The 14,126-nt window shown below is 58.5% G+C and carries 15 protein-coding genes; 10 read left to right on the forward strand and 5 right to left on the reverse strand.

The window, feature by feature from the left end; genetic code table 11:
- The first annotated feature begins 76 nt into the window (after positions 1–76).
- A complete protein-coding gene (locus tag ACQR3R_RS17100; protein WP_428273517.1) occupies positions 77–1,603 on the forward strand; it encodes a SulP family inorganic anion transporter in 1,527 nt (508 codons plus the stop codon).
- 92 nt (positions 1,604–1,695) lie between these two features.
- Here the strand turns inward: ACQR3R_RS17100 and ACQR3R_RS17105 are convergent, their stop codons facing one another.
- A complete protein-coding gene (locus ACQR3R_RS17105) occupies positions 1,696–2,346 on the reverse strand; it encodes a hypothetical protein (protein WP_428273519.1) in 651 nt (216 codons plus the stop codon).
- A 371-nt stretch (positions 2,347–2,717) separates the two neighbouring features.
- On the opposite strand from ACQR3R_RS17105, the gene coxB reads away from it, so the two are divergent.
- The 4 genes from coxB (at position 2,718) to ACQR3R_RS17125 (ending at position 7,160) form a co-directional block, all read left to right on the forward strand.
- On the forward strand, positions 2,718–3,845 hold the full coding sequence (gene coxB / locus ACQR3R_RS17110) for a cytochrome c oxidase subunit II (RefSeq protein ID WP_428273521.1): 1,128 nt from the start codon (positions 2,718–2,720) through the stop codon (positions 3,843–3,845).
- 82 nt (positions 3,846–3,927) lie between these two features.
- On the forward strand, positions 3,928–5,517 hold the full coding sequence (gene ctaD / locus ACQR3R_RS17115) for a cytochrome c oxidase subunit I (protein ID WP_428273523.1): 1,590 nt from the start codon (positions 3,928–3,930) through the stop codon (positions 5,515–5,517).
- A 165-nt stretch (positions 5,518–5,682) separates the two neighbouring features.
- Positions 5,683–6,240, forward strand: a complete 558-nt coding sequence (locus tag ACQR3R_RS17120) for a cytochrome c oxidase assembly protein (RefSeq protein WP_428273525.1) — start codon at positions 5,683–5,685, stop codon at positions 6,238–6,240.
- 32 nt (positions 6,241–6,272) lie between these two features.
- The gene (locus ACQR3R_RS17125; RefSeq protein WP_428273527.1) at positions 6,273–7,160 is read left to right on the forward strand and encodes a cytochrome c oxidase subunit 3; all 888 of its coding nucleotides are present in this window, start codon (positions 6,273–6,275) and stop codon (positions 7,158–7,160) included.
- A gap of 26 nt (positions 7,161–7,186) precedes the next feature.
- Here the strand turns inward: ACQR3R_RS17125 and ACQR3R_RS17130 are convergent, their stop codons facing one another.
- Positions 7,187–7,390 carry a twin transmembrane helix small protein gene (locus tag ACQR3R_RS17130; RefSeq protein WP_027926133.1) on the reverse strand — a complete coding sequence of 68 codons (204 nt, stop codon included), beginning with the start codon at positions 7,388–7,390 and terminating at the stop codon, positions 7,187–7,189.
- Between the two features lie 70 nt (positions 7,391–7,460).
- Here ACQR3R_RS17130 and ACQR3R_RS17135 point away from each other — a divergent pair, with 70 nt between their 5' ends.
- Genes ACQR3R_RS17135 through ACQR3R_RS17155 form a run of 5 tightly spaced genes read left to right on the forward strand, consistent with a single transcriptional unit; the run spans position 7,461 to position 11,369 of the window.
- Positions 7,461–8,201: an SURF1 family cytochrome oxidase biogenesis protein gene (locus tag ACQR3R_RS17135; RefSeq protein ID WP_428273530.1), complete on the forward strand. Its 741-nt coding sequence runs from the start codon at positions 7,461–7,463 to the stop codon at positions 8,199–8,201.
- Positions 8,179–8,760, forward strand: coding sequence for a hypothetical protein (locus ACQR3R_RS17140; RefSeq protein WP_428273532.1), 582 nt, complete (start codon positions 8,179–8,181; stop codon positions 8,758–8,760). Before ACQR3R_RS17135 ends, ACQR3R_RS17140 begins: the two co-directional genes overlap by 23 nt.
- Positions 8,761–8,770: 10 nt before the next feature.
- Positions 8,771–9,850: a COX15/CtaA family protein gene (locus ACQR3R_RS17145; RefSeq protein ID WP_428273534.1), complete on the forward strand. Its 1,080-nt coding sequence runs from the start codon at positions 8,771–8,773 to the stop codon at positions 9,848–9,850.
- Positions 9,838–10,737 (forward strand): heme o synthase, encoded by a 900-nt coding sequence (gene cyoE / locus ACQR3R_RS17150; protein WP_428273536.1) that lies wholly within the window; start codon positions 9,838–9,840, stop codon positions 10,735–10,737. The genes ACQR3R_RS17145 and cyoE overlap by 13 nt, the downstream gene beginning before the upstream one ends.
- Positions 10,734–11,369, forward strand: coding sequence for an SCO family protein (locus ACQR3R_RS17155; protein WP_428273538.1), 636 nt, complete (start codon positions 10,734–10,736; stop codon positions 11,367–11,369). Before cyoE ends, ACQR3R_RS17155 begins: the two co-directional genes overlap by 4 nt.
- A gap of 179 nt (positions 11,370–11,548) precedes the next feature.
- Here the strand turns inward: ACQR3R_RS17155 and ACQR3R_RS17160 are convergent, their stop codons facing one another.
- From ACQR3R_RS17160 to ACQR3R_RS17170, 3 genes are all read right to left on the reverse strand, one after another.
- Positions 11,549–12,322: a MetQ/NlpA family ABC transporter substrate-binding protein gene (locus ACQR3R_RS17160; protein ID WP_428273540.1), complete on the reverse strand. Its 774-nt coding sequence runs from the start codon at positions 12,320–12,322 to the stop codon at positions 11,549–11,551.
- Between the two features lie 87 nt (positions 12,323–12,409).
- Complete coding sequence (locus tag ACQR3R_RS17165; RefSeq protein WP_428273542.1) at positions 12,410–13,084, reverse strand: methionine ABC transporter permease MetI; 675 nt, start codon at positions 13,082–13,084, stop codon at positions 12,410–12,412.
- A complete protein-coding gene (locus ACQR3R_RS17170; protein ID WP_428273545.1) occupies positions 13,084–14,091 on the reverse strand; it encodes an ATP-binding cassette domain-containing protein in 1,008 nt (335 codons plus the stop codon). Before ACQR3R_RS17170 ends, ACQR3R_RS17165 begins: the two co-directional genes overlap by 1 nt.
- Positions 14,092–14,126 lie beyond the last annotated feature (35 nt).

The raw sequence follows: 14,126 nt of genomic DNA on the forward strand, positions 1-14,126 counted from the left end.
CCGTGTGGTTTGACCGTGGCTGCTGATCAAGCAGCCCGGCTTTGCCATGCCTGAAAAAAATGTCGGGAGAATTATCATGCGTGCTGCGCACCTCAAAGCTGTCCTGCCACGGGAGCTGCTCGCTTCAGTGGTTGTGTTTCTGGTTGCCCTGCCCTTGTGCATGGGCATCGCCATCGCCTCGGGTCTGCCGCCAGCCAAAGGTTTAATCACAGGCATCATCGGAGGCCTGGTAGTGGGCTGGATTGCGGGCTCGCCTCTGCAAGTCAGCGGCCCGGCGGCAGGCCTGGCTGTTCTGGTATTCGAATTGGTGCGGCAGCACGGCATCACCATGCTCGGGCCCATCTTGCTACTCGCAGGCTTTCTGCAATTAGTGGCCGGCCGCCTGAAGCTGGGCTGCTGGTTCCGTGTCACGGCGCCCGCCGTGGTCTACGGCATGCTCGCGGGTATTGGTGTGCTGATCGTGCTTTCACAGGTGCATGTGATGTTTGATGCGGTGCCCAAACCTTCGGGGCTGGATAACTTGGCAGCCTTTCCCGCCACGCTGGCACAGGCACTTCCCTCGCTTGGCTGGCAAGCGGGTTTACTGGGGTTGGCGACAATAGCGATCATGTGGTCGTGGGAAAAACTACGCCCACATTCTCTGCGGTTCATTCCCGGTGCTTTGCTCGGCGTCGGTTTGGCGACGATTGCCAGCCTGGCGCTTGCCCTGCAAGTAAAACGGGTGGAAGTACCGGCCAATCTGGCGGAAGCGATCGACTGGCTCAAACCTGCAGACTTGCTCAACCTGGCTGATCCCGCGTTGCTGATCGCAGCCTTCGCCGTTGCATTCATCGCCAGCGCCGAAACCCTGCTTTCCGCTGCCGCAGTCGACCGAATGCACAACGGCGAGCGTTCTGACTTCGACCGCGAACTGTCGGCTCAGGGCGTGGGCAACATGCTCTGCGGTTTACTCGGTGCACTGCCGATGACCGGTGTCATCGTGCGCAGCTCAGCCAACGTTCAAGCCGGCGCAACCACCCGGATGTCGACGATTTTCCATGGCCTTTGGTTGTTGGCCTTCGTCTTGTTGCTGTCGAGTGTGCTGCAAAGCATTCCAGTGGCGAGTCTGGCCGGAGTGCTGGTGTATACCGGGTTCAAACTGGTAGACCTGAAGGCTTTTCGCGGGCTGGGCCGGTATGGACGAATGCCGATGTTCACTTACGCGGCGACCGCACTGGCAATCGTCTTCACTGACTTGCTGACGGGTGTATTGATCGGCTTTGGCCTGACGCTGGCCAAATTGGCATGGAAGGCTTCAAGGTTGAAAATCAGCCTGATCGACCTGCCAACGGATGGCGAAATGGAGTTGCGACTGATCGGGTCCGCAACGTTTCTCAAAGTCCCCGCGCTGACGCAGGTGCTAGGCACTATCCCGGCAGGCACCACTGTACACGTGCCACTCAATAACCTGAGCTACATCGATCATTCATGCCTGGAATTACTTGAGGAATGGGGTCGGGCCAATGCGGCCAAGGGCTCGAAACTGCTGATTGAAGCGCGGGGATTGAAGCGCAGACTGGAGGGACGGTTGCGAACAACGACAGGCGTCGGTCCACCCATATAAACCTTGTAAGCGCCAGCTTGCGCGCGATGGACTGTCAGTCGATACGGTGTTGCTGACATGCCATCGCGAGCAAGCTCGCTTGTGCAACGGAACTACGCCGCGGGCTGATCCAGGTCCAATCCCAGACCCAAACGCCGCGACATACACGGCCAACGTTTCCACGCAGCGCCGGTGTTCGGGCTGCTGAGCTTCTCGCGGTACGCTTCCACCGACTCCAGCGCAAAGCTTTCGTCGTTGAGCATTTCTTCCACCGCGTGATGCACCGCTTCATCCAGTTGATTGGCGAATACCTCACCGATTAATTGGTGAGCAATCAGGTTGGCAACAGTCATGTCCAATGGGATCAGTGGCTGGCCCAAATGCTTGATGTACAGGTCATTGACCTCTTCGACAAACCGATGCGCCAGGTAGGCCTCGTCCAGCAGACTGTCGAGACCGATATGCCCAGCCATGACTGCCGGTGGATGAAGAAAATACTGCTCGGCAATTTTCAGCACCGGTTTGATCTGCAACTCGATCCCCGCTTCCTTGGCTACGCCGTTTGCCGCGTCCAGAAGATTAGGCACCTCATCGATGTAGGCCGCGACAAATCGCGTCAAAACATCCTTGGCATCCGTCTCCGGCAATTGAATCGAGCGATGGAGATTTGGCAGTTGGGTTTCCAACTGACGCGTTAACAGGCCGGTCTCGGCCTCGTGTTGTTGGGCTTTTTGGATCTGCTCGCGCAATGCGGCGGTGTTCATGAAAACTCCAGGAAACGAAGGCAATGAAATAGGGAAGACATAACTTAGCTGGCTAAACAAAACTCCTAAGACGCATTTGTCATAAATCCTTCATCCGTGAGACTGCTGCGTTATATCGATTTGCCACCACTCGTCTGCATCCTTCTCCATTCGTGCCCTGTAGCGCAAGCACTAGCTGTTTCAGTTGATTTACGCCGTCGCATTGCGAGGTGGCAGTCGCTGTCTATACTCGGGATGGAATGGAGTTAGCTGATGACGTCCGACTGCACACGCAGCAAGACCCGGCGATTCAAGTTCGTAGTCTGAAAAAGCCGCTCCCTTGCCGCAGGTGAAAGCCGGCGGGATAACAAGAACGATAAGGGGAACCCGCAATGATGCGACATCCACACGTCTGGATGGGCCTCCTGTTGTGGTCGATTTTCAGTCAGGCGCAAGCTGCCTGGACTGTGAATATGGCGCCTGGAGCGACTGAAATCAGTCACGCAGTATTTGACCTGCACATGACCATTTTCTGGATCTGTGTAGTAATCGGCATCATCGTCTTTGGGGCCATGTTCTGGTCGATGATTGTCCACCGTCGCTCTACCGGGCAGGTGGCCGCCAAATTTCACGAAAGCACTACTGTTGAAATCCTCTGGACCGTCGTGCCATTCATCATTCTGGTGGCGATGGCCGTGCCCGCGACCGCTACGCTGATCAAGATGTATGACACCAGTGAGCCGGATATCGACATCCAGATCACTGGGTATCAGTGGAAGTGGCACTACAAATACCTGGGTCAGGACGTTGAGTTCTTCAGCAACCTTGCAACCCCTCAGGATCAAATCCACAACAAGGAAGCCAAGGGCGAGCATTACTTGCTTGAGGTGGACCAACCGCTGGTGCTGCCTGTAGGCGCGAAGGTGCGCTTTCTGGTGACCTCAGCAGACGTTATCCACTCTTGGTGGGTGCCGGCTTTTGCGGTCAAGCGCGATGCGATTCCGGGGTTCGTCAACGAAGCCTGGACCCGAGTCGACAAACCCGGCATTTACCGTGGCCAATGCGCTGAATTGTGCGGCAAGGATCACGGTTTCATGCCCATCGTGGTCGAGGTCAAGGAAAAAGCCGACTACGACAGATGGCTGGCCGATCGCAAGGCCGAAGCCGCCCAACTCAAAGAACTGACAACCAAGGAATGGACGCTCGACGAGCTCAAAGAGCGCGGCGACAAGGTCTATCACACCACTTGCGTCGCCTGTCACCAGGCCGAAGGTCAAGGGTTGCCGCCCATGTTCCCGGCACTCAAAGGCTCGCCAATTGCGACGGGGCCGAAAGCAGACCACCTGCATCGCGTGTACTTCGGTAAACCCGGTACCGCCATGGCGGCATTCGGCAAGCAACTGTCGGAAGTCGATATCGCGGCGGTCGTGACCTACGAACGTAACGCCTGGGGCAACAACAAAGGCGACATGGTCACGCCTAAAGAAGTGCTGGAGCTGAAACAGGCGGAAAGCAAATGACCCGGTCTATTGCGAACGTCAGGAATCGGTCGGGGCTATGCGCCCCGGCCTGCCAAGCCCATTCGTTCTCAGGAGAACGGCCATGAGCGCTGTAATCGATGACCACGGTCATGCCGCCGACCACCCTCACGGCCCCGCCAAAGGCCTGATGCGTTGGGTGTTGACCACCAACCACAAGGACATCGGGACGCTGTACTTATGGTTCGCGTTCACCATGTTCCTGGTAGGCGGCTCGTTCGCGATGGTGATTCGTGCCGAGTTGTTCCAGCCGGGACTGCAAATCGTCGAACCGGCATTTTTCAACCAGATGACCACGATGCACGGTCTGGTGATGGTCTTCGGTGCGGTGATGCCCGCCTTCGTCGGCCTCGCCAACTGGATGATCCCGTTGATGATCGGCGCACCGGACATGGCCCTGCCACGGATGAACAACTTCAGCTTCTGGTTGCTGCCAGCGGCGTTCATCCTGCTGATCTCAACCCTGTTCACCGCTGGTGGCGGACCTAACTTCGGCTGGACCTTTTACGCCCCGCTCTCCACCACCTACGCACCGGAAAGCGTGACGTACTTCATCTTTGCCATCCACTTGATGGGGATCAGTTCGATCATGGGCGCGATCAACGTGATCGCCACCATCCTCAACCTGCGCGCCCCCGGCATGACCTTGATGAAAATGCCGTTGTTCGTCTGGACCTGGCTGATTACGGCATTCCTGTTGATTGCGGTTATGCCGGTACTCGCCGGGTGCGTGACGATGATGCTGATGGACATCCACTTCGGCACGAGCTTCTTCAGCGCTGCCGGTGGTGGTGATCCGGTGTTGTTCCAGCATGTGTTCTGGTTCTTCGGTCACCCCGAGGTGTACATCATGATCTTGCCGGCCTTCGGTGCCGTCAGCTCGATCATTCCGACGTTCTCGCGCAAACCGCTGTTCGGTTACACCTCGATGGTTTACGCAACGGCGAGCATCGCTTTCCTGTCGTTTATCGTCTGGGCGCACCACATGTTCGTGGTCGGCATTCCGCTGGTGGGCGAGTTGTTCTTCATGTACGCCACGCTGCTGATCGCGGTGCCCACCGGGGTGAAAGTGTTCAACTGGGCGAGCACCATGTGGCAAGGCTCGCTGACGTTCGAAACGCCGATGCTGTTTGCGGTCGCGTTCGTGATTCTGTTCTCGATCGGTGGGTTCTCGGGTCTGATGCTGGCGATTGCTCCAGCAGACTTCCAGTACCAGGACACCTACTTCGTGGTTGCTCACTTCCACTATGTATTGGTGCCGGGAGCGATCTTCGGGATTTTCGCGTCGGCCTACTACTGGCTGCCGAAATGGACCGGCCACATGTACGACGAAACTCTCGGCAAGCTGCATTTCTGGCTGTCTTTCGTCGGCATGAACCTGACCTTCTTCCCGATGCACTTTGTCGGACTGGCGGGCATGCCACGGCGGATTCCGGACTACAACCTGCAGTTTGCCGACTTCAACATGGTGTCCTCGATTGGCGCGTTCATGTTCGGAGCCACGCAGATCTTCTTCCTGTTCATTGTGATCAAGACCATTCGCGGCGGCCCACCAGCACCGGCCAAACCGTGGGATGGGGCTGAAGGGCTGGAATGGAGCGTGCCATCACCGGCGCCGTATCACACGTTCACCACGCCACCGGAAGTGAAATGAACGCTGTAACCCATGTGGGAGCGGGCTTGTGTGGCGCGGGTGCTTGCTCGCGCTCGGCTGCGAAGCAGGCGCAAAGCTTTTGGGGCCGCTTTGCGACCCAGCGGGAGCAAGCTCCCTCGCCACAATGTCTCGCTCTCACAGGGGTTTATGTGGAGGGCTTGCACCGTGGCTGACTCGATTTCGTTAAAAAAACTGGTCACGCGGCTGCTGCTGGTAGTGGTCGCCATGTTCATCTTCGGGTTTGCCCTGGTGCCGATCTACGACGTGATGTGCAAGGCGTTCGGCATCAACGGTAAAACCGCCGGCCAGTACGAAGGCTCGCAAGTCGTCGATACCTCGCGGCAAGTACGCGTGCAATTTCTGTCGATGAACAACGCTGACATGGTTTGGGAGTTTTACCCGAAGGGAAACGAGCTGACGACTCATCCGGGGGCAGTGAACGAGATGATTTTCGTGGCCTACAACCCCACCGATCACCCGATGAGCGCTCAGGCCGTTCCCAGCATTGCGCCCAGCGAGGCGGCTGCGTATTTCCACAAGACCGAATGTTTCTGCTTTACCCAGCAAGTACTGCAGCCCGGTGAACGGATCGAGATGCCGGTACGTTTCATCGTTGACCGTGACATGCCCAAGGATGTGAAGCACCTGACGCTTTCCTACACGCTGTTCGATATCACCGCACGTCATCCGCCCGTGGCTGTTGCTGCAAGCACAGGTGGCTAGGCGTTAAGCGTGCCCGATAAGGAGAACAATAAATGGCAATTCATGAACACTATTACGTTCCCGCCCAAAGCAAATGGCCGATCATCGCCACGGCCGGCATGTTGGTCACGGTGTACGGCTTGGCCACCTGGTTCAACGACCTGAAGGCAGCACGGCCGGAATCCCACGGCCCGTTGATCTTTTTCGTCGGCGGCCTGTTATTGGCTTACATGCTGTTTGGCTGGTTCGGCACGGTGATCAAGGAAGGCCGCGCGGGTCTTTACAGCGCACAGATGGATCGCTCGTTCCGCTGGGGCATGAGCTGGTTCATTTTCTCGGAGGTCATGTTCTTCATCGCCTTCTTCGGCGCACTGTTTTACGTGCGACATATCTCGGGCCCGGCGCTGGGTGGTGAAGGTCCTAAAGGCATCGCCCACATGCTCTGGCCAAATTTCCAGTTCACCTGGCCGCTGCTGCACACCCCAGACCCGAAACTGTTCCCGCCCCCCAAGGAAGTCATCAGCCCTTGGGGCCTGCCGCTGATCAACACCATTTTGCTGGTGACCTCCAGCGTTACCGTGACCATCGCCCACCACGCCTTGAAAAAAGGTCACCGTGGCGCGCTGAAAATCTGGCTGGCGATCACCGTGTTACTCGGCTGTGCGTTCCTGGGCTTTCAGGCTGAAGAGTACATGCACGCCTACCACGAACTGGGTCTGACGCTGGGTTCGGGCATCTATGGCGCGACGTTCTTCATGCTCACCGGTTTCCACGGTGCGCACGTGACCATCGGCACCATCATCCTGTTTGTGATGCTGATGCGGATCATGCGCGGGCACTTCGACAACGAGCATCAGTTTGGCTTCGAAGCCGCCAGTTGGTACTGGCACTTCGTGGACGTGGTGTGGATCGGGTTGTTCGTTTTCGTCTACGTGCTCTAGGAGCCGCTTCGGGCTCGCGCCTAGGGTTACCAGGGCGCCGTTGAAACCAACTGGCCGCTGTAAAAGCCCCAGGCGATCAAGCCGACGGTGGTGGCGGCCAAGGCCACACGAACACTCAAGGCAATGACGAGGCGGTTCGAACTGCTGTCGTCCTTGACCAGAAAAAACAGGCCGCTGAACAGGCTGACAACCGTGGCAATCAGCATCAGGACGATGGCTGCTTTGAGCATGGTGAGGCTCCGGGGGAAAGGCGATGCACTTGAGTATAGCTATCGCGATGTACGACTTTCTGGCGATGCCATGAAACGCTTTCGCCCGGGCATTGTGCCGACATTGGTGGTCGCGCTATTGCTGCCGCTGCTGGTGTCGCTCGGGTTCTGGCAATTGAGCCGGGGCGCCGAGAAAACCGCACTGCTGCAAACCTATGCCGAACGCCGCGCGGCCGAACCCATGGCCAGCACCGAGCTGCAACACACCGAGGACCCGGCCTTCCGCCGCGTTCGCCTGCACGGCCAGTTCGACGCCGAGCACAGCGTGCTGCTGGACAACCGTCAGCGTAACGGCAAGGTCGGCGTCGAGCTGCTGCAACCGTTCCACGACCAGGCGACCGGGCAGTGGCTGCTGGTCAATCGCGGCTGGTTACCGTGGCCAGAGCGACGCACACCGCCACAATTCAAGACGCCCCTCGACACCCTGAGCATTGATGCCTGGGTGTATGTGCCTCCGGGCGCGACCTTTCAGTTACACGCCGACCCGACGACCACGACCTGGCCAAAACTGGTGACAGCGGTCGAACCGGCGAAGCTCTGGGCTTCGCTTGATCGCGAAGGATTTGCCTACGAATTACGTGAAGAAAGCGGTCCTGCCTCCTATCAGGCCGATTGGCCGGTGGTGGCCATGGGCCCGGAAAAACACATCGCTTATGCCGTGCAGTGGTTCGCCATGGCGATCGCCCTGCTTGGCCTCTTTATCTACCTCGGCTGGCACAACGCAAAGGAGAAACACCATGGGAGCGGCCATGAATCCACCCAGCATGTCTGAAGCGAAAACGCCGGCGAGTCGACGCAAAGGTCGCTTGCAGCTACTGCTGATTGTGCTCGGGGTCGTCGGTCCGATGATCCTCGCCACCGGCATGTACAAACTGAATTTCTGGGTACCGGAGGGTCGCAGCTATCACGGTGAATTGATCGGCAACGGCCAGACCCGCGCCGACCTCGGCGTGCAAGCGCAAGAGGATCGCTGGCAGATGCTGGTAACTGCGCCCAGGGATTGCTCGGTCGATTGCCAGCAACTGGTGTACCTGGCGCGACAAATTCAGATTGGCCTTGGCCGCGATGCCTCACGCGCCAGTCATGCATTGGCTGCCGCGCAACCGTTGAGCAGCGAGTACGAGGCCAAGCTGACCCGCGAGTATCCGCAACTGCAGCGCTACCCCATGGACCTGACCACTTTCAGTAAGACGACGGGTGACAAGGCTGTGCCGCAGCTGTGGATCATCGACCCCCACGGCAATCTGGTGCTGCGCTACGACCCGACGGTGAAGGGTAAGGACCTGCTGAACGACCTGCGTCATCTGCTGAAACTGTCGAACATCGGATAAGGGCATCGTCATGGCCAAACCTGGATTTCGCCTCGCGCTGTTTGCCACATTGCTGGCACTGATTGTGGTGTTGCTCGGCGCTTACACACGCCTGACTCACGCCGGCCTCGGCTGCCCGGACTGGCCTGGCTGCTACGGTTTTATCAGCGTGCCGAAAAGCGAAGCTCAGTTGGCACATGCCGAACTGCACTTTCCTGATACCCCGGTGGTGGCCCACAAGGGCTGGAACGAAATGATTCACCGCTACTTCGCTGGCACGCTCGGCCTGTTGATCTCGGTGCTGGCCGGGCGCGCCTGGGTGCATCGGCGCACGCCAGGGCAACCGGTGAAATTGCCGTTGTTCCTGCTGGCAGTAGTGATTGCTCAAGCCGCGTTCGGTATGTGGACGGTGACACTCAAGCTCTGGCCGCAAGTGGTTACAGGCCATTTGCTCGGCGGTTTCGCGACCCTGAGCCTGCTGTTTCTGCTGACGTTGCGCCTGTCCGGCGTGTTGCCGGCACTGACCGTGCCCCGCCGTTTGCAGTACTGGGCGACCGCCGGGTTGCTGTTGGTGATCCTGCAAATCGCCCTCGGCGGATGGGTCAGTTCCAACTACGCCGCCGTGGCCTGCATCGATTTCCCCACGTGTCACGGGCAATGGTTGCCGCCCGCTGATTTCGCCAACGGCTTTCACCTGACGCAACACATCGGCCCCAATTACCTCGGCGGGCAACTGGACAGCGATGCCCGCACCGCCATTCATCTGACTCACCGTATCGGCGCGTTGCTGGTTACGCTGGTGCTGCTGGGCCTGGCCTGGCAACTGAAAGTCGTCGGCATGACGCGTCTGGCCGGCATGGTCCTGATCGCTCTGGCGGCACAAATCACCCTGGGCATCAGCAACGTCCTGTTTCATCTGCCGCTGCCCGTGGCTGTCGCCCACAACGCCGGCGGCGCAGCACTGTTGCTGACAATGGTGCTGGTCAATTATCACGCGCGAACCAGCCTGGTTCGGGTCAAACAGCAATCCCCTGTGCGCTGGCGGTTCAGCCCGCGGAAACACTCCGCCGGGCCCATAACAATAAAAGGAGAGATGCCATGGCGACTCTGATCGGCGAACGTCACAGCCAGGCGATCTGGCGTGACTACCTGGAGCTGACCAAGCCGAAAGTGGTGGTGCTGATGCTCATCACCTCGCTGGTCGGCATGTTCCTCGCCACCCGCGCCGGCGTACCGTGGACGGTGCTGGTGTTTGGCAACCTTGGCATCGCGTTGTGCGCTGGCGGCGCTGCGGCCGTCAATCATGTGGTCGACCGGCGTATCGATGCGGTCATGGCCCGCACCCACAAACGTCCGTTGGCAGAAGGCCGGGTTTCACCGGCAGCGGCGCTGACGTTTGCGTTGGTATTGGCAGTGCTCGGCCAAGCGTTGCTGTTGGCCTTCACCAACCCGCTGACAGCGTGGCTGACCCTCGCCTCGTTGCTCGGTTATGCCGTGGTCTACACCGGTTTCCTGAAACGCGCGACGCCGCAAAATATCGTGATCGGCGGCCTCGCCGGTGCTGCCCCGCCATTACTCGGCTGGACCGCCGCCACCGGGCATATCGGCGCAGAGCCGTTGCTGCTGGTGTTGATCATCTTCGCCTGGACGCCACCGCATTTCTGGGCGCTGGCCATTCACCGCAAGGAGGAATATGCCAAGGCTGACATCCCGATGCTGCCCGTGACCCACGGCGAGCATTACACCAAGGTGCACATCCTGCTTTATACCTTCGCGCTACTGGCCGTCAGCCTGATGCCGTATGTGATCCATATGAGCGGCATGCTCTACCTGATTTGCGCACTGGGGCTGGGCGCGAGGTTTCTGCAATGGGCCGTGGTGCTGTACCGTGGCACTCGGCCGCACGCGGCGATCAATACGTTCAAGTACTCTATCTGGTACTTGTTCCTGCTGTTTATCGCCCTGCTCGTAGACCACTACTTACTGTTGAACCTATGACTCGAACTCAGAAAACCGTCTTCATCCTCGTTGCCCTGATCGCGCTGGTTCTGGGCCTGACCATCAACAAAGTGCTGTCCGGCAAAGGCCAGGGCGACCCGACGGCACTGATCGATGCAGGGATCATCCTGCTGCCGCAAAGCCGCAACCTGCCAGACGTGACCATGACCGATCAGGATGGCAAACCGGTGACGGTCAATGAGCTGAAAGACAAGTGGAGCCTGCTGTTCTTTGGCTACACCTTCTGCCCGGACATCTGCCCGACCACCCTCGCCCAGTTGCGCCAGATCAAAAGTGAACTGCCACCCGAGGCGGTGGCCAAGTTGCAGATCATCCTCATCAGCGTCGACCCAAATCGTGATACGCCCAAGCAGTTGAAGCAGTATCTGGGCTACTTCGATCCGCAGTTCATCGGCCTGACCGCTTCTTCGGTGGAAGACATTCAGAAGCTTGCCAACGCGGTGAGCATTCCTTTTATCCCGGCAGACACCAGCAAGCCGAACTACACGGTTGACCACAGTGGGAACCTGGCCGTGATCGGGCCGGACGGAACACAGCGCGGGTTCATTCGGGCGCCGTTGAACAACGCGAAATTAGTGGCGCAGTTGCCGGTGATGCTGAAGCGCAAATAATCGGGCCGACACAAACCAATGTGGGAGCGAGCCTGCTCGCGATGGGGTCAGATCAGTCAACATTGATGTTGAATGTAAGGCCGAATCGCGAGCAGGCTCGCTCCCACAGGGTCTTTATTCCAAGCATAAAAAAACGGGGACGCCATCAATGCGTCCCCGTTTTTTTTACGACGGTCAGATCAGAACGCCGGCAGTACCGCGCCTTTGTACTTCTCGAGGATGAAGGCTTTTACTTCCGGGCTGTGCAGTGCAGCAGCCAGTTTCTGCATCGCGTCGCTGTCCTTGTTGTCGGGACGGGCAACGAGGATGTTCACGTAAGGCGAATCGTTGCCTTCGATCACCAGCGCATCCTTGGACGGATCAAGCTTGGCTTCCAGCGCGTAGTTGGTGTTGATCAGCGCCAGGTCAACCTGGGTCAGCACGCGCGGAATGGTCGCGGCTTCCAGCTCACGAATCTTCAAATCCTTGGTGTTCTCGGTGATGTCCTTGACGGTCGACAGAATGTTGTTTGGCTCTTTCAACTTGATCAGGCCAGCCTTCTGCAGCAGCAACAGTGCACGGCCACCGTTGGTAGCATCGTTAGGGATGACCACATTGGCACCGCCCGGCAGATCGGCGATTGCTTTGTATTTGCTGGAGTAAGCGCCCAGCGGCTCCAGGTGCACGCCGGTTACGGCAACCAGATCGGTGCCCTTGGCCTTGTTGAACTCATCAAGGTACGGCTGATGCTGGAAGAAGTTTGCATCCAGACGTTTCTCGGCCACTTGCACGTTTGGCTGAATGTAGTCGGTGAACACTTTGACCTTCAGGTCCACGCCTTCCTTGGCCAAGGCCGGTTTTACGAATTCGAGGATTTCTGCGTGCGGCACCGGGGTGGCGGCAACGGTCAGGGTTTCAGCAGCCTGAGCAGAGAACGCAGCAACGGCTGCGAACGCGACGAGTAGTTTTTTCATTCAGCTAACTCCATGTGGGTACCCACGTGCGGCGACAGTAGTTGGCGCCTGCCAGCGAGTGGCGTCTCATGCATTTAATGACAAATCTTATTTACGAGAGAAGTGCACCACCAGCTTGTCGCCGACGGTTTGCAGAATTTGAACCAGCACCAGCAACAACACTACGGTGACGACCATCACATCGGTCTGGAAACGCTGATAACCAAAACGAATGGCCAGGTCACCAAGACCTCCTGCGCCTACCACACCAGCCATCGCCGTGTAGGAAACCAGTGTAATAGCCGTCACCGTAATCGCCGCAAAAATGCCCGGACGGGCTTCAGGCAGCAACGCATTGGTGATGATCTGCCGTGTGGTTGCGCCCATGGATTGGGTCGCCTCGATGATGCCGCGATCCACTTCACGCAACGCCGTTTCCACCAGTCGCGCGAAAAACGGCGTGGCACCGATCACCAACGGCGGGATAGCGCCGGCAACCCCAAGCGACGTTCCGGTGATCAGCACGGTGAACGGGATCAGCAAAATCAGCAGGATAATGAACGGCAGCGAACGCAAAACGTTCACCAGCAGCGACAGCATCGCGTAAATGCCTTTAGCTTCGAGCAACTGACGCGGGCTGCAGAGAAACAGCAACACCCCCAGCGGCAGGCCCAGCAACACGGTGAACAACAGCGAACCGCCCAGCATCAGTAGCGTGTCACCGGTTGCCAGCCAGATTTCAAACCAGTCGATGTTGGCGAAGAAACTTGCCAGGATTTCCATCAGCGCAGCACCTCCATATGGACATCAGCAGCCGTGAAGCGGGCAAACGCCGCTTCCATGTCGCCGCCGGTAACGGCCAGGGTCAGTTGCCCGTAAGGCGTGTCTTTGATGCGGTCGATGCGCCCGGCCAGGATGCTGTAGTCCACACCCGTTTCGCGAGCGACGGTCCCCAGCAGTGGCGCGTAGGTCGCTTCGCCCTGGAACGTCAGACGCACAATGCGCCCCGGTACGTGAGCGAAGTCATCGCGTTGTTCACTCTCGTCAATCTGCTCATCTTCCTGGACGAAGCGCTTGGTGGTCGGGTGCTTGGGGTGCAGGAACACATCGGCCACCGAACCCTGTTCGACGATAACGCCGGCGTCCATCACGGCAACCTGGTCACAGACCCGACGAATCACATCCATCTCGTGGGTGATCAGCACGATGGTCAGCTTCAACTCGCGATTGATCTCTGCCAGCAATTGCAGGACCGACGCCGTGGTTTGCGGGTCGAGGGCGCTGGTGGCCTCATCGCACAGCAGGATTTTAGGCTTGGTCGCCAGCGCTCGAGCGATACCAACGCGCTGCTTCTGGCCGCCCGACAACTGCGCCGGGTATTTTTTGGCATGGTCAGACAGCCCAACCCGATCCAGCAGTTCAGCCACGCGCTTATCGATTTCACTGCGCGACATCTCACCGGCGAGCGTCAGCGGCAACGCGACATTATCCGCAACGGTTTTGGACGCCAGCAGGTTGAAGTGCTGGAAAATCATCCCGACCTGCTGCCGGAAACGTCGCAGGCTATTCGCGTCGAGCGCGGTAACTTCTTCGCCATCGACGAAGATCTTGCCGCCACTGGACTCTTCCAGGCGATTGATCAGACGCAGAAGGGTACTTTTTCCCGCACCGGAATGGCCGATCAGGCCGAAGACCTGACCGTTCTCAATCGTCAGACTGGTCGGGTGCAGTGCGGGAATATCCTTACCGGCAACGCGGTAGGTTTTATGGACGTTTTGGAACTCGATCACGTAGCGAACCTTGTGGGGCGCGTTAGAAAGGGATC

The organism is Gordonia sp. IEGM753 (assembly GCF_050321825.1).
In the GTDB taxonomy this organism is placed as follows: domain Bacteria; phylum Pseudomonadota; class Gammaproteobacteria; order Pseudomonadales; family Pseudomonadaceae; genus Aquipseudomonas.